This window comes from Bradyrhizobium sp. USDA 4461 (genome assembly GCF_054055655.1).
Genome location: NZ_JBSRXM010000001.1, coordinates 6,022,631 through 6,041,821, shown reverse-complemented (window position 1 = coordinate 6,041,821; position 19,191 = coordinate 6,022,631). Strand labels below are relative to the sequence as shown.

The window sequence follows — 19,191 nt, the reverse complement described above, 5'->3', positions numbered from 1 at the left end:
CCAAGGGCGCTAGTCCCGGAGCGTTAGTGATGGTGGTGCTCGTCGGGCGGGCTGACGATGACGGTGCCGGCGGTCGGATCGAGGAACAGCGTATCCTGCCGGTACTCGTGATCCTGGCCATGGCCGCGATCGAAGTCGAACAGGTCCGCGATCGATTCGACGCTGTCGTCGAACGAGCCGCCGCCGAGACGCTGGCCATGCAGCCAGTTGTCCTCGATGAAGCGCACCACGGAGGCCTGCGAGATCAGCGTGTGGCTGACGTAGTTCCGCTTGGCGAACGGCGAGATGACGATGAACGGGGTACGCGTACCCGGTCCGCAGCGGCCGTTGACCGGCTTGCCTTCGAGGCCCTTCGGCTGGGTCTGCTTGCCGATGCCGCGGCCGCACTGGCCGGGACCGTTGACCTGGTCGGCGGTCGGATCATACGAGGCGCTGATCGGCGCGAGGTACTGATGGTCGTACCAGCCGTCCGAGTCGTCATAGGTGATGATGACCGCGGTCTCGCCCCACTCCTTCTGCTTCTGCAGGAAATTGATCAGCTCGACATTGCCCGCCTGCTCGTCGAGCGGATCGGAGTTGCCGGGATGACCGTCCTGATAGGCCGGCATCTTGATGTAGGAGACGGCCGGGAAATTGCCGGCCTTCAGCGAGGCATAGAAGTCCTCGAGATCGTAGGCATGGTTGGCCGGGTCGACCGTCTTGCTGCCGGGCACGTAGGTGTGGCCGATGGCGTTCACCGAGCTCGGCCGCGCATGGGTCGGATTGGCGGTCGACTTGTAGTACTGGAACCAGGCGTGGTGCGGGATGTAGTCCACGACGGTGCCGTTGACGTTGCTCGAGAAGGTGCTGCGGGCGCAGCTGGTGGTGCCGTTGGCGTTCTTCAGCGTCAGGTCGAAGCCGCCCATGAAGCTGCCCCAGCTGATCTGCTCGGCGTTGAGCAGGTCGCCGATGTTCTTGCTGGTCATCAGGACCTGGCTGGTCGTGCTCGAGCAGGAGTCGTAAGCCGGGTCGGTGTCGCCGATCAGCGTCAGGCCGCCCTGGCCGTCGGCGATCGACGATGAGGTGCCGACGATGTTCTGCGCGCCGTTGGTCTGGCCGGACACCACCTCGAGCGCGCCGGGCGTCGACGGACCGAACGTGTCGGTCCAGTTGTTGTCGCTCATCGCGAAGTTCTGCGCGTAATTCCAGAACGCAGTGACGGTGTTGCCGTCGAAATAGCCCATCACCTGGCCGTTGGTGCCGAACGCGCCGACCCCGCCGGCGGTGCCGCGACCGGTGAATTTCGGAAACAGGTCTTCCTTGCCGTTGTCGACCGCCTGCTGCTCGGGCGTATAGGCGTGGTTCTGCGACTTGGTGTTGGCCTGCGTGCGGTCGAGGCGGAACGGATTGGTCGCGCCGGTGCCGTTGGCCGGATTCAGGTTCGGATTGTTGGTCAGCAGATTGGCGGTGGCGAGGTTGTTGACCCGCGGCGTGTGCGGCTTCGCGACGAATGGGATCGACCCGGTCGGGTTGGCCGCATTCGGATAGGTCGCGAAATAATGATCGAACGAGCGGTTCTCGTTGAAGATCACGACGAGATGCTTGATCGGCGTTGCGGTGTGGATGTGGTGCGGATGATGATCATCGCCGTGATTGTCGTCCTGCGCCGCAGCGCCATACATAACCGCAGTCGCGGCGATCAGACAGACTCCGACCGTCGAAAGAAACTTGGCTTTCACGTAGTGCCCCATTTTTTAAGGATTTGTGACGTCGACCTGCGACAAGTTAGCCGCCGCCGATGACAGCTCTGTGTAAGTTTTTTGCGAGCAACACTTCGTCACAACGTTTCATCATCGCGCGTTTCGATTCACGCGTCGGTTGCAGCACTTGCGGTATTGGATTGATCTCTATCCCGACGATATGTGCATCGCGCGTCGATCCGCACCAGTGCGAGCGCGAGGCAATGGAGCGCCACGCATGGCGAGGACGGCAAATACGTGCCAGAGCTTTTCGAGCGAAGTGGATGCCGGTTCGCGTGAAAAAAGCAAGATTCTAGAGCCCCGTTCCGATTCTATCGGAAGGAAAGGCCCTAATCCTTCATCCCGGTAATCGAGGCACTCACCGCGCGCGGATCGCGCTGCGGCCAGCGGCCGCTTTCGACCTGCGCCAGGAATTCGCCGACGATGCGGTTGTATTCGTCGGGCTCCTCGATGTTGATGGCGTGACCGCAATTCGGCATCACGGCGAGCGCGGCCGACGGGATACTCTGCTTCATCAGGATGCCCGGCAGCAGGCACGGCCAGTCCTCGTCACCGGTGATGATCAGCGTCGGCACTGTGATGCGCTTCATCTCCTCGACCAGCGTGTAGAGTGAGGGGCGCTCCTTCTGCACGCCCTGCTGGGTGTTGGCCGACCCGACCGCCGAATGCTCGGCCAGCATGCGCTTGAACTCGGCATGGCCGCGCGGATCCTTGTTCTCGTACTGCACCCGCGTCGGCCCATAGGCATAGCGCTCGGCGAAGGCCGGCATGCCTTCTCTGAGGATCATGGCCGCGATCGCGTCGGCCTCGGCGCGGAACGTCTCGCGCCTGTCGAGCTCGGCGCCGTAGCCGCAGCCGCCGATGCACAGCGACAGCGCCCGATCAGGGTGACGCAATCCGAAATGCAACGTCGCGAAACCGCCCATCGAGAGGCCGACGATATGTGCCTGCGGCGCACCGATGTGGTCGAGCACGGCCAGGATGTCGTCGGCGGCGCGCGCCTGCGAATAGGAGGCGACCTGCTCGGGCACGTCAGACGGCGGAAAGCCGCGCGCGTTGTAGGCGATGGTGCGGAAGCGCTTGCCGAAATGCCGCATCTGCGGCTCGTAGCTGCGCAGGTCGCCGGCGAATTCGTGGACCAGGATCACCGGATGACCGGATCCGGTCTCCTCGAAATAGAGGCGTACGCCGTCATCGGTTGTCGCATAGGGCATGGTGGTCTCCTGCCTTCTGGTTCGCGTGTTACGGAATGGTCGCTCCTGCCGCCGGCCTGGTGCGCGCAAGGTACGTACCGTGCTGCTTGCTGCCGACCAGGGTGCCGTTGTCGACGACCACTTTGCCGCGCACCATGGTCAGCACCGGCCAGCCCGTGACCTCAAGGCCATCATAGGGTGTGTAGTCTGCGCCGTCGTGGATCAGCTCGTGGCGGATCGTCACCTTGCGCGTCGGGTCCCACAGCGCGATGTCGGCATCGGAGCCGATCGCAATGGTGCCCTTGCGCGGATACAGGCCGTAGATCTTGGCGTGATTGGTGGCGCTGAAGGCGACGAAGCTGTTGATGTCGATGCGGCCCTTCGCGACGCCTTCCGAGAACAGGATCGGCAGCCGCGTCGCCACGCCGGGGATGCCGTTCGGCACCCAGCGGAAGCTGGTGCGTCCCTTGGGCGCGAGCTTTCCTTTCGGGTCGTCGTAGCGGAACGGACAATGGTCCGACGAGAACACCGAGAACACCTTCTGCTGCAGTCCCTCCCAGCACGCCTGCTGGCTGGCGACGTCCCGCGGCGGCGGCGAGCAGACGTATTTGGCGCCTTCCATGTTGAGCTGGTCGAGATCCTTCTCGGTCAGCATCAAATACTGCGGGCAGGTCTCGCCCATCACCCGCAAGCCCCGCTGCTGCGCGCGGCGGATTTCCTCCATCGCCTCGCGGTTCGAGACATGCACGATCATGATCGGCACGTCGACCAGCTCGGACAACGAGATCGCGCGATGGGTGGCCTCGCGCTCGACCGGGATCGGCCGCGAGGTCGCATGGAAGCGCGGCGCGGTGTTGCCGGCGCGCTCCAGCCGGTCGGTCAGGAAGCGGATCGCGTCGAAATTCTCCGCATGCACCATCAGCATCGCGCCGGTCTCGCGCGCCACCGACATGGTCTCGAGCAGCTCGCGATCCGACAGCGCCAGCCCCTCATAGGTCATGAAGACTTTCAGCGAGGTGTAGCCGTCCTCGACCAGTGCCGGCAGCTCCTGGCCCAGCACGTGCTCGGTCGGATCGGTGACGATGAGGTGGAAGGCGACGTCGACATGGCATTCGCCTTCGGCCAGCGCATGGTAATGTTTCAGAGCCTCGCGCAAGGTCTGGCCCTTCTCCTGCAGGCAGAACGGCAGCACCGTGGTGTTGCCGCCGAACGCCGCCGAACGGGTGCCGGAGGCAAAGCCGTCGGCCATCACGATGCCGTCGCCCGACGGCTGAGCGAAATGCACGTGGCTGTCGATGCCGCCGGGCAGCACCAACCGGCCGGTCGCATCGATGACCGTGGCCGCACTGCCGAGATCATGGCCGAGCGCGGTGATCTTGCCGTCGCGGATTCCGACGTCGCAGGCAAAGCTGTCGGCAGCGGTGACCACGGTGCCGCCGCGGATGATGGTGTCGATGGACATCAGCGGGTCCCCTCTTTCGGTGAGCGATGTTCGATGATGGCGGCAAGCGGCTCGGCCAGCCCGATCGTCGGCTTCGGGTCGGGTCTGCGGAACGTGCCGGCGACCGCCTTGCGCGGCCTGAGCACGGCGAGCGTCTCCGCCTGGCGCACGGCGGCCGCGACCGGATCGACCACCGGCACCGGCACGCGATCACGGACCTTTGCCGCAAGCCCGGCGAGCGGCGCGCCGGACAGGATGACGACGTCGGCATTGTCCTGCGCGACCGCCTGGTTGGCGAGCGCGACCAGCAGCTCTTCCTTCTCGGCCTGCACCTCAGAAATCGACTGGAAGCCGCCATCGAGCGTGCGGATGCCGGCGCAGCGCGCGCTCAGCCCATGCATCGCAACGCATTCCTCGTACCAGGGCGCCAGCGCGCCGGCGAAGGTCACGATCGAGAACCGCCGTCCCAGCATGCAGGCAGTGAGCATCGCGGCTTCGGCAAGGCCGACGACCGGATAGGCAAACAGCTCGCGGGCGCCGAACAGGCCGGGATCGCCGAACGCGGCGATGATCGCGGCATCGATGCCGGCGCCGGCCTCGGCCAGCATCTCCAGCGCGATTGCGCCGCCGATCTGCGCCTCGGCGCGGGTCGCGATATAAGGCACGCCGCGCGTGGCGGTGACCGGCACGAGCTCGGTGCCGGGCGATGCCACCTTGCTGCCCGCGGCATGGAGCAGGTCCGTCACCGCTGCGGTCGTGTTGGGATTGAGCAGCAGGATCTTCATGACGCAGCTTTCTTCATCTTGCGGCCGCGCGGCTTCGCGGATGCGTCCGGCACGGCGGCGTCATCAGGTGTGTCGTCCAGCGTCTCGGCGACGATCTCGCCGGTGCGGCGGACGTGATGGGCCAGCATCTGCCCGGCTTGGGCTCCGTCACGCGCTTTCAGCGCGGCCAGAATGTCCTGATGCTCGCGCACCGATTCATCCCAGCGCCCGAGCACCGAGAGCGCAAAGAAGCGCGCCCGCTCGGCCCGCGCCAGCAGCGCCTCGTGCGTCGCTTTCAGCACCGCATTGCGGGCGAAGCCGACGATCGCCGAATGGATCTGCTGGTTGACCTGGAAATAGTCGCGCAGTTCGCCGCGGCCGTGATGCCATTCGATCTTGTCTTGTAGTGCATCGAGCCGCTCGAAATCGGCCTCCTCCATGCGCAGCGCGGCGAGCTCGGCGGCGCAGCGCTCGATGCCGCTGACCGCCTCGAACAATTCGGCCAGCTCGGCGCGGCGGAACGGCGCCACCACCGCGCTGTGGTTGAGCCTGAGCTCGACCAGGCCTTCGCTCGCCAATTGCTTCAGCGCTTCGCGCAGCGGCGTCCGCGAGATGCCGAGCGCGTCGGACAGGTCCGCCTCGCCCAGCGATTGTCCCGGCGCCAGCTCGCCGCGCACGATCATGCTGCGCAGCCGCACCGCCGCCTGCTCGTGCAGTCCGACCCGCGGCACGCGCAGGCGGCGCCGTTGCTGCGCCGTGATCGCGTGCTTGGGTTCCTTGCCACGTCTGGCCGGCTTGGCCTTGGTCTCGGCTTTGGTTTTGGCTTCAGTCACCGCACGCCTATATCGTCATCATTGTGTTCGGAGATCGCGGTCGCCGCGCGCAGATCGGGATTCGTGAACAGGCTGCCCCAGCCGTGCACGCGCGACGGATCGCAGCCGACAGCGGTGAGGCATCCCCACAGCGTCACCGCGATCGAATCCAGAACCGGCACGCCGAACTCGCGCTCCAGCCGCTCGGCGGCGCCCGCGCCGCGCATGTTGGTGCAGAGCACGACGGCGGCATCGCAGCCCTCGCGCACGACCTCCTCGATCAGCGCGGCCACCTTGGCTTCGCTGACCTCGGCAAAGGAGAAATTGTCCTGCAGCGACAAATGGCGCTCGGCAAAGCAATTGAGCCCCTCCGAATTCCAGTTGGCGATGATCTTGTCCTGCACGTCCTTGCGATACGGCGTCACCAGCCCAATGCGCCTGGCGCCGATCCGCCGCAGCAGATCGCGATAGGCCAGCACCGTGGTGCAGGCCTTGATACCCGTTGCCGCAGTGATCTGCTCGCACAGGCTCTCGTCGCGATCGAAGCCGAGCCAGCTTGCCGAGGTGCCGTTCCAGGCGATGACGTCGACCTTGGCGTGCGCAAGCAGTTCCGCTGCGCGAAGGATCTCGCTGGCGTCGAATTGGCGCAGCGCCGCCTCCGACAGCGCGATCTCCGTCACCTTGAAGCGCGCAAAATGCGCCGAGACGCCGTCGATACCTGCCAGCATCGCATAAGTGATCGGCTCGAGCGCGGTATTCGACGACGGCGTCAGCATGCCGAGCCGGACGGGACGTGTCATGGTTGCTTCCGTTGCTCGCTCCGTTCTAGACCGGGAGCTTGCGGCTGTAATCGATCAGGGTCGAGCAGATCAACAGCGCAATGCCCGCGGCGGCGAAATACATCAAGGCCAGGAAGTAGGAGCCGGTGGCCTGCACGATGAAGCCGACGATCAGGGGCGTGGTGATGCCGGCGATGTTGCCGCCGAGATTCATGCAGCCGCCGAGGAAGCCGGACTTGCCGCGGCCCGCCAGTGCCGACGGGATCGCCCAGTACATGCCGCACCAGCGCAGGAAGAACAGCGTCGTCGACAGCAGCACCACCACCGCGACCGCATTGGTGACGTAGGCGACCAGGAAGATCGACACCGTCGCCATGATCGCGGCGATGCCGAACAGGGTGCGGAACACGGTGTTGGGTGCCCCGCCCCGCTCCCGCCAGGTATCGCCGATCCAGCCGCCGACCAGCTCGCCGACGAAGCCTGAGAAGAAGATGATGAAGGAGGCGCCGCCGAGCGCCTTGATGTCGAAGCCGTGCACCTTGAACAGATAGGTCGGCATCCAGGTCAAGAGCCCATAGAAGGTGGTGTTGAAGAACATCCAGCCGAGACACATGCACCACACCGAGCGGAAGCGGAAATAGGCCATCCAGCTGGCGCCGGAGGACGGCGGCGTCGCCGCGTCCTCGATCGCATGCGCCTCCTCGAGGTAGCGCGCCTCGGCTTCGTTGACCGCGGGATGCTCGCGCGGCACGTTGCGGATGTAGTACCAGGCCCACAGCCCGCACAGCATGGTGCCGACGCCGGCGACGACGAAGGCGACCCGCCAGGAGCTGAACGCCGCCATCAGCCAGGCGATCACGATCGAGCCGAGCGCCGCACCGAGCGGCGCGCCGCCGTCCAGCAGCGTCGCGCCGCGGCCGCGCTCGGTCTGCGTCATCCAGATCGCGTTGAGCTTGCCGCCGGCCGGATAGATCGGCGCTTCCGAGGCGCCGAGCCCGAGCCGGGTCAGCAGCAGCAGCATCCAGCTGGTCGACAGGGCCGCCAGCGCTTGGAAGAAGCCCCAGAACAATGTCGCGAGCGCGATCACGATGCGCGGCTTGAAGCGATCGGCGAGCATGCCGCCCGGCACCTGCATCAGTGCGTAGGTCCAGAAGAACGAGCTCAGGATCAGGCCCTGCATCGCCGGATCGATATCGAACTCCTTGGCCATGACGGGCATTGCGACCGACAGCGACGCGCGATCGATATAGTTGATCGAGATCAGGAACAGCATCAGCAGGAAGATCTTCCAGCGCACGCCGGATGGCTTCGCCGCATCTGCCATTGCGATGGTGGACACCTGATCGCTCATTGCTCGCTCCTCATGGCAGATTGTTTCGCCGCTGGCGTCACCTCCGTAACCGAAGGTCACCGGCCCTCCTGCCCGGCGAGAAGTCTGCTTCAAGGCGGCTGGCGCCACAAGCACATTTTGTATTCTGCATACAATATATAATATCATATTGATATTATGAGATATTATTGATAAAGCGCTTCGTTATTGATCAGCCCGTGGCGAGGAATTGGGCGTGAGATAACCAGCCCGTAGCCCGCATGAGCGAAGCGATATGCGGGATCTGATTGCCCCGGATATCGCTTCGCTCATCCGGGCTACATGCCCCGACGGCTGCGTCCCAGGCTGTCGCCTGGGACGCATGTGCATGAACTAGCGGCGGATGAACGTCGCCACCACCGCGCTCGACGTGGCGCAGACCGCGACCACCAGGAACACCAGCGAGGTCTGGTTGTGCTTGTCCATGAAGTGGCCGATCATCGGCTCGCCGAGGCCGGCGAACAGATAGGCGAAGAAGTTCATCACGCCGGTCGCAGTCCCTGCCCGCTTGTGCCCGACCAGGTCCGGGCACAGCGCCCAGAACGAGGATTGCGGGCCGTAGGTGAAGAAGCCGCACAGGAACAGCACCGTCATGCCGAGAACGATTTCCGAGGTCGGGATCGCGTACATGCACAGCGAGGTGATCGCGGCGAGTGCCATGTAGAGCACGATGGCGAGGTAGCGGCGCGAGCCGAACACCTTGTCCGAGACCCAGCCATTGCTGAAGGCGCCGACCGCCATGCCGACCGGCAGCGCGATGCTGATCCAGCGCGGATCGATCACCGAGCTGGCGCCGGCCTTGGCCCAGTTGCTGCCGAGGAAGTGCACCGGCACCCACACCAGCAATCCGTAGCGCGCCGCGTTCTGGAAACCGATCGCGACGCCGGCGACCAGCAGGCGCCAGTTCGACAGCACCGCCTTGTAGCGCGCCAGCGAGCCCTCATTGGCGTCGACTGCGGCCTCGGTTGCAGCGACCTCGTCGCCCTCGTCATGCGGCGAGGCAAAGCCCATATCCTCGGGCTTCTCGCGCGCGATCAGATAGAACGCAATGCCGCCGAGCAGCAGCAGCACGACCGGGATGCGGAAGATCCAGCGCCAGTCGAGCTGGAAATAGCCGACCACGACCAGCGAGGTGACGAACGACAGCACCGAGGCCAGACCGGCCGCGAAGGTATAGAGTCCGTAGACCGTGCCGCGCTCGTGGCGGCCCCACCAGTTCGACAAGAGCCGGCTGCCCGGTGCCCATCCCATCGACTGGAAATAGCCGTTGATGCCCCAGAACGCGGTGAGGCTGACGATCCCGGTCGACAGCGAGGTCGCCCAGTTCATGATGAAGGAGAGGATCGCGCCTGCGCTCATCACCCGGCGGCCGCCGAACTTGTCGCCGAGATTGCCGTTGATGGCTTGGCCGACCGCGTAGCACCACAACAGCGCCGCGCTGGCCCAGCCCAGCGCCTCCTTGGTGACGCCGAACTCGGCCTGGATGCCGGGAATCGCGAACCCGAAGGTCTGCCGCCCGGTGTAGAAGAACAGATAGCAGAACATCGCCGCGAACAGCATGCGCCACTGCGCGCGCCGGAACGAGCTCGCAAGCTCCGGATTCTGCACCCCGACCGAGCCGACGCTCGACGGACTGAACGTGATCGACATTGAACCCTCCCCTGATTGATCGGTGATCGCAATCGGCCGCCGCGTTGTTGTTGTTGTCCGCGCGCGGCCCTCTACGCGCTGCTCTAGACCGGCCAGGGCAGCGAATAGGTCTTGACGTTGGTGAAGCTCTTGATCGCCTCCTGTACGCCTTCCTTGTAGCCAAGGCCGGAGTCCTTGATCCCGCCGAACGGCGACAGCTCGATCCGGTAGCCCGGCACTTCCCAGACATTGACGGTGCCGACATCGAGCTCGTTGACGAACCGCGTGATGTAGTCGAGCCGGTTGGTGCAGACGCCGGACGACAGGCCGAACGCGGTTGAATTCGAAATCCGGATCACGCTGTCGATATCGTTCGGCACGCGGATGATCGGAATGACAGGGCCGAAGGTCTCCTGCATCACCAGCTCGCTGGTGTAGGGAATCCGGTCGACCACGGTCGGCGGATACAGCGCGCCGTTGCGGTCGTTGCCGTGCAGCAGCTCGGCGCCGTCGGCGACCGCCGCATTGACGCGGCGCTCGAACTCCTTCGCCGCGCCCTCATGGATCACGGTGCCGACATCGACCGTCGGGTCCATCGGATCGCCGCACTTCAGCGTACGCGCCTTCTTCAGCACGAGCGCGGCGAAATCGTCCGCAACCGCCTCGACGCAGAGGATGCGCTTCACCGCCGTGCAGCGCTGGCCGGAATTCTTGGTCGCGCCGGTGACCGCAAGCTCCGCGGCCTTCTCGAGGTCTGCGTCCTCCATCACGATCAGGGGATCGTTGCCGCCGAGCTCGAGCACCAGGCGCTTGTAGCCGGCCTTGCTGGCGATGTGCTTGCCGACCCTGACCGAGCCGGTGAAGGTCACGAGGTCGGCGTCGGGATCTGATATCATCGCATCGCCCATCGACTGCGGATTGCCTGTCACCACCGACAGCATCTCGGGCGGCAGCCCCGCCTCATACAGCACGTCGGCGAGCGCGAGCGCGGTCAGCGGCGTCAGCTCGGTCGGCTTCAGCACCACGCGGTTGTTGGTCGCGATTGCGGGGGCGATCTTGTGGCTCACCATGTTGAGCGGATGGTTGAACGGCGTGATCGCCGAGATCGCGCCGAGCAGCGGCGTCCGGGTGGTGAAGATCTTGCGCGCCTTGCCCTGCGGGCTGATGTCGCAGGAAAACGTCTCGCCGTCGTCCTGGATCGCGAGCTGGCCCGCGAAGGAGTAGACGTCATAGGCGCGGCCGGCCTCGTACAGCGAGTCCTTCCAGCACAGCCCGGATTCGGCGGTGATCAGCCGCGCGAACTCTTCCTTGCGGCCGGCCAGGAGCTCGGCCGTGCGCAGCAGGATGCGCTGGCGCTCATAGCGCGTCAGCTTCGGCTTGAACGCGGCCGCCTTGGCAAACGCACTGCGGACATGCTCCGGCCGCGCTGCCGGCACGGTGCCCACCACCTTGTTGGTGTAGGGATTGAAGACCTCGACATGCTCGTCGGTGTCGACGAGCGTGCCTGCGATGCGCATCTGCTCGTGGCGGACGGCTGCGCTCTGGATGTTCATGATGGTGTCCTCTGGTCCTGGCGTCACTGGATGCGGTTGAGCGCGACGTCGAAGGCGTCGAAATTGCGCAAGGCGTGCCCTTCCGGCAGCGCGATCCTGCGGTTGGCGATCAGCGGCACCCGCTGCTCGGTCAGCCCGCCATGCGAACGCAGCGGCTCGGTCAGCCCCGAGAGATCGTGGCGGGATTCGCTGGTGCCGAGCACCTTGTGCTTGGTCGAGATCACGACGATGTCGCCGATCCGGTCCGGCGGCAGCTCGAACCGGGCACAGGCCTCCTTGCGCGTCAGCGCGATCTCGATGCCCTTGGTATCGCGCAGCCGCATCAGCAGCGTGCCGACGTCGGCACCGTCGGGCGTGTAGATCGTCGCGAACGAGCCGAGCGACCCGTGATGGGCGACATAGGGATCGGTGATCGGCAGGATCACCCGCGCGGCACCCGCACCGGTCCAGTCGTCCATCACGTCCTGGAGGTAGATCACGTCGGGCCTCCCGTCGGGCAAGAACTTGTCGTTCATGCCGTGGTCGGCGGTCGCCACGATGTTGCAGCCGAGCGCATCGAGCTCGGCAAGATAGCCGTCGATCATCGCGTAGAAGTCGTTGGCGATCCTGGTGCCGAGCCCGACCTTGTGCTGGATGTAGTCGGTGGTCGACAGATACATCAGATCGGGACGGTATCGCTCGACCAGCTTGACGCCGGCCGCGAACACGAAGCGTGACAGGTCGGCCGAATAGACCTCCGGCAACGGCAGGCCGACGAAGTCGAGCACATTGTCGATGCCGTTATTGGCCTTGGTGGCCTGATCGGCTTTCTCCGACGAGAAGGCAATCGCACGGCCGCTCGCATAGTCGAGCCCGTCGGCCAGCAAGGTGCGCAGCTTGTCCTTGGCGGTGACGGCGGCGACCTTGTAGCCGGCGTCATGAACCCCGGCCAGGATGGTCGGCGCGCGCAGGAATTTGGGATCGTTCATCATGACTTCGACATTGTTCGCCGTGTCGTAGAAGTAGTTGCCGGCGATGCCGTGCACCGCGGGCGGCCGTCCGGTGATGATCGAGAGGTTGTTCGGATTGGTGAAGCTCGGGATCACGCTGGCGGCATGGACATGCGCGCCCTCCCTCATGAAGCGCGCGAAGGTCGGCGCGACGCCGGCCTCGATTGCGCGCTCGATGTAGCCGGGCTCCGAACCGTCGAGGCAGATCACGACGGTTGGCCGCGTCGGCGCATCGTAGCGGCGCCCATTGACGGTGATGATTTTGCGATTTTCCTGGCGATCGTCTTGCATGAGTTATCTCCTTGTCACTGCGCCGCCGTCACGCGCTCACCGCGCTCGGCATCCGCTGGGTCTGCGCTGCCTCGATCAGCCGCTCTTTCGACCCCAAGAAGTTGCGGCCGCGTTCGCCCTCGAGCGAGTCGGCGATCAGCGCGTGCCATTCGGCGCGCTCGATCCGGTAGGCGGCCGGATTGCAGGAGATGCCGAGCCGCGCCATGAAATCCTCGAGGTCGTCGGCCGCCCGCATAAGGTCCGCGCCGAAAATCTGCTTCAGGCTGTCCTCGCAGAGCCCGCCCGCCCCCCTGACGCTGCGCAGCACCATCGGCAGCGAGAACGAGCAGGCAATGCCGTGCTGCACGCCGTGCCGCAGCGTGATCGGATAGGACAGCGAATGCGCGATCGCGGTCTTGGTGTTGGAGAACGCCAGCCCGGCGAACAGCGCCGCCTGCGCCATGCGGCTGCGCAGCTCGAGATTGCCGAGATCGTTGGCGAGCTTCGGCAGCACGTCGAGAACACCGCGCGCCGCCGCCACCGCGTGGTTGGCCGACACCGGGTTGTTGTTGACGTTCCAGATGCTCTCCAGCGCATGCGACAGCGCATCGAGCCCGGTGCTGATGGTGAGCAGCTGCGGCTTGCCGAGCATCAGGCGCGGATCGATCACCGCATGGGTCGGATAGAGCGACGGACGCGCCAGCGAATATTTCTTGCCGTTGGCCTCGTCCCACACCGTGCCCCAGCAGGTTACCTCGCTGCCGGTGCCCGCGGTGGTCGGCACCGCGATGATCGGGATCGCGGCAAGCCGCTCGGCGCCCTGCTGGGTCTCCAGATAGGCTTTCACCGTGGCGAAGTCGCCGCCCGCCGCCGCGAACACTTTTGCGGAGTCGATCACCGAGCCGCCGCCCAGTGCGATGATCACGTCCGGCTGTTTGGCGAGCCCGGCAAAGCGCGCGCTCTGCTCGGTGAGCAGCCGGTAGTCCGGATTGGGCGCGACGTCGCGGATGGTCAGGACCGACGGCCCTGCCGCGGCGCGCAGCCGGCGCTCGAGTTCGTCGAACACCGGTTCGCCATAGGTCACCAGCGCATAGGCGCGCTTGCCGATCAGCGCCGGCAGCTTGTCGAAGCTGTCGGCTCCGAATTCAACTCTTACCGGGTTGGAATAAGTCCAGGCCATCCACGCGTCCTCCGTTTGGCGCGAAGGTACGTCGCCCGTTGCTATTGACAAATTCATTCTACGGATGCGTTCTATTGATTATGTCAATAGTATTCAGCCAGCTCCGCGCCTTCCATGCGGTCGCCGCCCATGGCGGCTTCACTGCGGCGTCGCGTGTGCTCAACGTCGGCCAGCCGACGCTGACCATCCAGGTCAAGGAGCTGGAGGAGAGCTACGGCGTCGAGCTTTTGATCCGCAAGCCCAGGCACACCGAGCTCACCGAGGCAGGCAGCGCGCTGTTCGAGATCACCCGCGGCATCATGACGTTCTGCGACGAGGCGCACGAATTGCTGGCCGCGCATGGCAAGGCCACCAGAGGCCATCTGCGGGTTGCAACCGTCGGTCCATTCCATGCCACCGAGATCATCGCCGCCTTCAAGCGCGACCATCCGGAGGTGCAGATCTCGACCCTGCTCGGCAATTCCGAGCGCACCTTTCGCCACATCGTCGACTTCGAGGCCGACGTCGCGATCCTGGCGGAGGTGCCGGAAGATCCGCGCGTCACCATGATCCCCTATCGCACCCACCGCGTGATCGTGTTCGTCAACCGCGATCACCCCTGGTTCAAGCGCAAGTCGGTCCGGCTGCGCGAGCTGGCCGACCAGCCGATCGTGCTGCGCGAGCGCGGCTCGACCACCCGGCGCGCCTTCGAGGCGACGATGCAGGCCGAGGGCATCCGGATCGAGCCGGTGTTCGAGATCGAAAGCCGGGAGGGCGTCTGGAAGGCGGTCGAGCGCGGGCTCGGCATCAGCGTCGTCGCGGACTTCGAATTCGTGCCGCACCCGAACCTGCGCGCGCTCGAGATCAGCGACCGCACGATCAAGACCCAGTACAGCATCGCCCACCACAGCGGCCGCGGCCACTCACCCATCATCAAGGCATTCATCGACACGGTCCGCCGGATGAAGGGTGGCGATGCTACCGCGAAGGGCTCCTCCCGGCCTTGAGTGCGAGCAACGCCACGAGTCCAGCCAAACTCAAAGCCGACGTGACCGCAAGCGTATAGCCGCCGAGCGGTGCAATCAGGAAGCCGAATGCCAGCGGCGCGATCGCTTGAGACAGCCGCGACGGCGCGCCGAGCAGCCCCAGGCGGTAGCCGTAATCCTTTGGACCGAAGATCGCCAGCGGCAGCGTACCCCGCGCGATCGTCAGGATGCCGTTCCCTGCGCCGTGCAGCAGCGCGAAGACACCGGCAAAGCCACCGCCGAACAAGCCGATCACGCAGGCGCCCAACGGGTGCGTGATGCAGGCCAGGCGTGCTGACCACAGCGGATGGAAGCGCTTCAGCAGGCTCGCTTCGACAATGCGCGCTGCCACCTGCGCCGGGCCGATCAACGCGCCTGCCGCGATCGCCTGCGCTTGCGTCGCGCCGAGCGACTCGAGAATGCGCGGCAAGTGCACCGCCATCGCCGACGTGACGCTCCAGGCGGCCGCGAAAGCGAAGGCCAGCAGCACCATCGCACGATCGATCGGAATATGTGGCTTCGGCGTGTCCGCCGCGAGCCGATGCTCTCGCCTCAATCTGGGGATCAGAAAGCCATTCAGCGGCAGGCAGATCAGAATGTGCGCCGCCGCCCAGCCGAAGCAGGTCCAGCGCCATCCGATGGTTGACAGTCCCCACGCGCTGAGCGGCCAGCCGATCGTGCTGGCAAAGCCCGCGATCAAGGTGATGCCGGTGATGGAGCGGCGGGCGGCATCGCCGTAGATGCGCCCGAGCGCCGCGAAGGCCGCGTCATACAGGCCAAGGCCCATGCCGACGCCGAGCAACAGCCAGCTCACCGCCATCAGGACGCCGCCCTGCGCAAGCCCGAGCAGGATCAGGCCGGACGCCAGAATGAGATTGGACGCGCACAGCACTTCGCGTCCGCCCATGCGGTCGATCTGGCGGCCGACGCGCGGACCGAGCAATCCCGAGATCACCAGCGCCATCGAGAACGCGGCGAACAGCCAGTTCGTCGAGATGCCGAGGTCGCGCGCGATCGGGTCCGCGAGGATGGCCGGCAGATAGTAGCTCGAGGCCCAGGCAAGGGTCTGCGTGGTGCCGAGCGCGACGATCAGGATATTATCGGCACGGCGGCTCATCCAGCGCGCGTGCCCGTCGTCTTCGGCGAAACCACCTCTCCGTCCTCCTTGACGAACCGGCCGATGTCGGCGACCGGGAGGAGATCAAGAACCGCCTCGGACGGCCGGCATAACTTCACGCCCTTTGGCGAGACCACGATCGGCCGGTTGATCAGGATCGGATGTGCCATCATGAAATCGATCAGTTCGTCGTCGCTCCATTTCGGATTGCCAAGATCGAGCGCGGCATAGGGCGTGCCTTTCTCGCGCAGCAACGCGCGCGGCGTCATGCCCATGGCTGCGATCAGCGCGACCAGCGTGTCGCGCGCGGGAGGCGTCTTGAGATATTCGACGATCTCGGGCTCCTCCCCGCTTTGCCGGATCATGGCCAGGGTGTTGCGCGACGTCCCGCAATCGGGATTGTGATAGATCGTGATCGTCATTGGATCGCTTCCTTTGTGGTCTCAGTGCCGCGCAGCAGCCAGGTCATGAATGCCGCCGCGACCACGGCGCCCAGAACCTCGGCCACGATGAAGCCCGGCAGGTCCTGCGCCCTGATGCCGGAAAACGTATCGGTGAACGATCGCGCGATGGCGACCGCCGGATTGGCAAAGGACGTGGACGCGGTGAACCAGTAAGCGGCCGTGATGTAAAGCCCGACCAGCCATGGAATTGCGGCCTCGCGAAACCGGAGGCCACCGAGAATCGCTGCGATCAATCCGAACGCGGCAACGAATTCCGCAAACCACTGCGGAAAGCCTGTCCTCGCCTTGACCGAGAACTCCAGCAGCGGCAGGCCGAACATGCCGTGCGCAACCATTGTACCCAGGATTCCTCCGAGCATTTGCGCCGCGACGTACTGCGCGGCGTGCGGCAGTCGGAGTTCCCCCTTCAGTATGAACACCAGTGTCACCGCCGGATTGAAGTGCGCGCCGGAGATCGGCCCAAAGATCGTGATCAGCACCACCAGAATGGCGCCGGTCGGAAGCGTGTTGCCGAGCAGCGCCAACGCCACGTCCTTGGTCAAGGTCTCGGCCATGATGCCGGAGCCGACGACGGTCGCGACCAGGAGCAAGGTACCAACCCCCTCGGCCGCGAGGCGTCGTGACAGGTCGAAGTCGCGCATCAGGCACGCGCCTTCTTCTTGGCTGTGGAGGGCCTGCACTGCGCATCGGCGAGCGCCGGCGCGCAGATTTCCGGGTGGCCCGCGCAGCAATCCTTCATCAGGAAGGCGATGAGATCCCGCAAGCCGGTGAAGTCCGCCGAGTAGATGATCGAACGCGCCTCGCGACGCGGCACGATCATGCCGGCGTGCTCGAGATCCTTCAGATGAAACGACACGTTGGACGGCGATACCGCGACCGCCTCGGCGATCGCACCGGCCGCCATCCCGCCGGGACCGGCCTGCACCAGCAACCGCACGATCCGCAGCCGCGTTTCCTGCGACAGCGCGGCAAAGGCGGTTCGGGCTTGACGCTCCTCCATATTTCGACAATCCTACAATTCAATAATCATTGAAATGAGGATAGCAGCCATGGACACGCTTGCCAACACCCGATCGATCGTCGGCGCCCTGCTCCCGGTGGACGAGCTGTCGGCTGCGGCGCTGCTATCCAGCCTCGAGGCGCACAAGGAGAAGCCGCTGATCTTCAGCTACGATGGAAGGGACGTCCGCCCCAGCTACCACGTGACCGAGGTCAAGACCGGCTCATTCAGAGGGCTCGATTGCGGTGCGAATCCCGAGAGCTGGAGCGAGACCTTCATTCAGCTCTGGGACATCGAGGAGGAAAACCGCGGCCACATGGCTGCCGGGAAATTCCTCGCGATCATCCGCAAGGTCGACCAGGCCGTCGGCTTCGATCCGCAAGCCAAGCTGACCTTCGAAGTCAGCGACGGCGTGCGGCCGATGCAGATCTATCGCGCGGAACGCATGGATGCCGGCGACACCGCGGTCCGCGTCTATCTCTCCGCGCGTCCGTCGAGCTGCAAGCCGCGCGACCGCTGGCTGCAGGAGCAGCAATCCTGCTGCGTGCCGACAGCCAAGCAGCCGTGCTGCGGCTGATTGATGTTCGAGCGGGTTCGCGCCAAAAATCCCGATCACTGAGTTGCCCGACGGGTCAAGCCTCCGCAGCAAAAATATTTCGGTTTATCCGCAGACCGACACAGTGTATGAATCCGCCCGTCTCACCCGATCGAGGGGCGCTGCGCATCGTCAGGAGTGTTGCGGTGAGATGCGGTGGACGCTGCTTGTGCACTGACGACGTGCGCGATGCGGCGGACGGCGAAGTCGTGCAGACCTGACGCCCTAGCGGCAGGTGTCTCCTAGCGGAACGCGCAAGCGTTCTCGCGAAGGACGGTGACAAACAAGCCCAGTCTCACCGGGGCGAGCACGTATAAGCCGTAAAACCATCGCGCAGGGAAAGCCGGGTTGTTTCCGGTTACACCCGTGGTCCTACCTCCCGCGTTTTTCATTACGCGGGACCCATGGGTGCGATCGGCACCCGGCTTTCCCTGCGCCCTCTGCTTTCAGGGCGGCGAAAACGACATGCAAAAGCTCGGACAGATGATGTCGCGAGAATGCGAAGCCGCGTCCTACCCACACCTGTCATCGCCCGGCTCGCCGCCTCCGCTAAAGCTTCGGCGCGCCACGGACTGCTTGCCTCGTCGAAGCCTTGGCGTAGACGGGACCGGCCGATCCAGTACGCCGCGGCTTCTCGACTCAAGCACAGCCGCCTCTGGAATACTGGATCACCCGCTTTCGCGGGTGATGACACCGCGTTGTGAGGCATCTTGAATCCAGAACTGTCCTCATCGTCGTCCTGGCGAAAGCCAGGATCCATTACCCCAAATCTCAGTTGTTGCGCGAAGCTGCGGCCGCGGTCCCGCTCATCATCAAACGCGGTGGTTATGGCTTTCGCCAGGACACCGGTGAATGTGACGATTGCCGCAATGACGGCAAACTGCGCCCTACCCCTTCAAGCCGCCGTCGGCGCGCTCGACAGCGCGGCGAACACGGTCTCCGGCGAATGCGCGATCACCGCGAGCAGCGCGCGGGCGGGACCGCGTGGGGCGCGCTTGCCCTGTTCCCAGTTGCGGATGGTTTCCACGGGCACGCCGAGCTTGGCGGCGAATTCGAGCTGGGTGAGCTGGGCGCGGCGGCGCAAATCGCGCACGGCCGGCTGGGCGGCCGCAGGCTGCATTGCCGCTTCGGCCGGCTGCGCGGGGACGAGCGGGATTTCCTGCCCGTCGCGCAATTCGACGATCCGTCCGTCCGCCTTGAGCCGCAACCGCTGCATGATGGCCCCCTTGAAGATAGGCGCATCATCCGCCAACCCCGTTAAGGCGCGATTAACGATAAGACGGCCGGCCGGGG

At 65.2% G+C, this 19,191-nt stretch carries 18 protein-coding genes; 2 read left to right on the top strand and 16 right to left on the bottom strand.

Features of this window, described 5'->3' with window-relative positions:
* Positions 1–23: 23 nt before the first annotated feature.
* The 11 genes from ACVINW_RS28290 to psrA form a co-directional block, all read right to left on the bottom strand.
* Complete coding sequence (locus ACVINW_RS28290; RefSeq protein WP_456756521.1) at positions 24–1,661, bottom strand: phospholipase C; 1,638 nt, start codon at positions 1,659–1,661, stop codon at positions 24–26.
* Between the two features lie 407 nt (positions 1,662–2,068).
* The gene (locus ACVINW_RS28285; RefSeq protein WP_456754315.1) at positions 2,069–2,953 is read right to left on the bottom strand and encodes an alpha/beta fold hydrolase; all 885 of its coding nucleotides are present in this window, start codon (positions 2,951–2,953) and stop codon (positions 2,069–2,071) included.
* A gap of 28 nt (positions 2,954–2,981) precedes the next feature.
* Positions 2,982–4,394: a dihydropyrimidinase gene (hydA, locus tag ACVINW_RS28280; protein ID WP_456754314.1), complete on the bottom strand. Its 1,413-nt coding sequence runs from the start codon at positions 4,392–4,394 to the stop codon at positions 2,982–2,984.
* Positions 4,394–5,158 (bottom strand): aspartate/glutamate racemase family protein, encoded by a 765-nt coding sequence (locus tag ACVINW_RS28275; protein ID WP_456754313.1) that lies wholly within the window; start codon positions 5,156–5,158, stop codon positions 4,394–4,396. The genes hydA and ACVINW_RS28275 overlap by 1 nt, the downstream gene beginning before the upstream one ends.
* Entirely contained in the window at positions 5,155–5,970 is an 816-nt protein-coding gene (locus ACVINW_RS28270; protein WP_456754312.1) for a GntR family transcriptional regulator, read from the bottom strand. Before ACVINW_RS28270 ends, ACVINW_RS28275 begins: the two co-directional genes overlap by 4 nt.
* Positions 5,967–6,749 carry a maleate cis-trans isomerase family protein gene (locus tag ACVINW_RS28265; protein WP_456754311.1) on the bottom strand — a complete coding sequence of 261 codons (783 nt, stop codon included), beginning with the start codon at positions 6,747–6,749 and terminating at the stop codon, positions 5,967–5,969. Before ACVINW_RS28265 ends, ACVINW_RS28270 begins: the two co-directional genes overlap by 4 nt.
* Positions 6,750–6,774: 25 nt before the next feature.
* Positions 6,775–8,079 carry an MFS transporter gene (locus tag ACVINW_RS28260; RefSeq protein WP_456754310.1) on the bottom strand — a complete coding sequence of 435 codons (1,305 nt, stop codon included), beginning with the start codon at positions 8,077–8,079 and terminating at the stop codon, positions 6,775–6,777.
* Between the two features lie 351 nt (positions 8,080–8,430).
* Entirely contained in the window at positions 8,431–9,747 is a 1,317-nt protein-coding gene (locus ACVINW_RS28255; RefSeq protein WP_456754309.1) for an MFS transporter, read from the bottom strand.
* An 83-nt stretch (positions 9,748–9,830) separates the two neighbouring features.
* Positions 9,831–11,279, bottom strand: coding sequence for a phosphonoacetaldehyde dehydrogenase (phnY, locus tag ACVINW_RS28250; protein ID WP_456754308.1), 1,449 nt, complete (start codon positions 11,277–11,279; stop codon positions 9,831–9,833).
* 23 nt (positions 11,280–11,302) lie between these two features.
* On the bottom strand, positions 11,303–12,559 hold the full coding sequence (gene phnA / locus ACVINW_RS28245; RefSeq protein ID WP_456754307.1) for a phosphonoacetate hydrolase: 1,257 nt from the start codon (positions 12,557–12,559) through the stop codon (positions 11,303–11,305).
* A 28-nt stretch (positions 12,560–12,587) separates the two neighbouring features.
* Positions 12,588–13,718 carry an iron-containing alcohol dehydrogenase PsrA gene (gene psrA / locus ACVINW_RS28240; RefSeq protein WP_456754306.1) on the bottom strand — a complete coding sequence of 377 codons (1,131 nt, stop codon included), beginning with the start codon at positions 13,716–13,718 and terminating at the stop codon, positions 12,588–12,590.
* 80 nt (positions 13,719–13,798) lie between these two features.
* Here psrA and ACVINW_RS28235 point away from each other — a divergent pair, with 80 nt between their 5' ends.
* Positions 13,799–14,704, top strand: coding sequence for a LysR substrate-binding domain-containing protein (locus tag ACVINW_RS28235; protein ID WP_456754305.1), 906 nt, complete (start codon positions 13,799–13,801; stop codon positions 14,702–14,704).
* Here the strand turns inward: ACVINW_RS28235 and ACVINW_RS28230 are convergent.
* The 4 genes from ACVINW_RS28230 to ACVINW_RS28215 are packed head-to-tail and all read right to left on the bottom strand — an operon-like array spanning position 14,676 to position 17,303.
* Positions 14,676–15,839 (bottom strand): MFS transporter, encoded by a 1,164-nt coding sequence (locus ACVINW_RS28230; RefSeq protein ID WP_456754304.1) that lies wholly within the window; start codon positions 15,837–15,839, stop codon positions 14,676–14,678. The two genes, ACVINW_RS28235 and ACVINW_RS28230, sit on opposite strands and share 29 nt — an antisense overlap.
* The gene (gene arsC, locus ACVINW_RS28225; RefSeq protein WP_456754303.1) at positions 15,836–16,261 is read right to left on the bottom strand and encodes an arsenate reductase (glutaredoxin); all 426 of its coding nucleotides are present in this window, start codon (positions 16,259–16,261) and stop codon (positions 15,836–15,838) included. Before arsC ends, ACVINW_RS28230 begins: the two co-directional genes overlap by 4 nt.
* Positions 16,258–16,944 (bottom strand): aquaporin, encoded by a 687-nt coding sequence (locus ACVINW_RS28220; RefSeq protein ID WP_456754302.1) that lies wholly within the window; start codon positions 16,942–16,944, stop codon positions 16,258–16,260. The genes arsC and ACVINW_RS28220 overlap by 4 nt, the downstream gene beginning before the upstream one ends.
* Positions 16,944–17,303, bottom strand: a complete 360-nt coding sequence (locus ACVINW_RS28215; RefSeq protein ID WP_456754301.1) for an ArsR/SmtB family transcription factor — start codon at positions 17,301–17,303, stop codon at positions 16,944–16,946. Before ACVINW_RS28215 ends, ACVINW_RS28220 begins: the two co-directional genes overlap by 1 nt.
* A gap of 49 nt (positions 17,304–17,352) precedes the next feature.
* On the opposite strand from ACVINW_RS28215, the gene ACVINW_RS28210 reads away from it, so the two are divergent.
* Positions 17,353–17,880 carry a DUF6428 family protein gene (locus ACVINW_RS28210; RefSeq protein ID WP_456754300.1) on the top strand — a complete coding sequence of 176 codons (528 nt, stop codon included), beginning with the start codon at positions 17,353–17,355 and terminating at the stop codon, positions 17,878–17,880.
* 913 nt (positions 17,881–18,793) lie between these two features.
* Here the strand turns inward: ACVINW_RS28210 and ACVINW_RS28205 are convergent.
* Positions 18,794–19,114 (bottom strand): helix-turn-helix domain-containing protein, encoded by a 321-nt coding sequence (locus ACVINW_RS28205; RefSeq protein ID WP_456754299.1) that lies wholly within the window; start codon positions 19,112–19,114, stop codon positions 18,794–18,796.
* Positions 19,115–19,191: the final 77 nt, after the last annotated feature.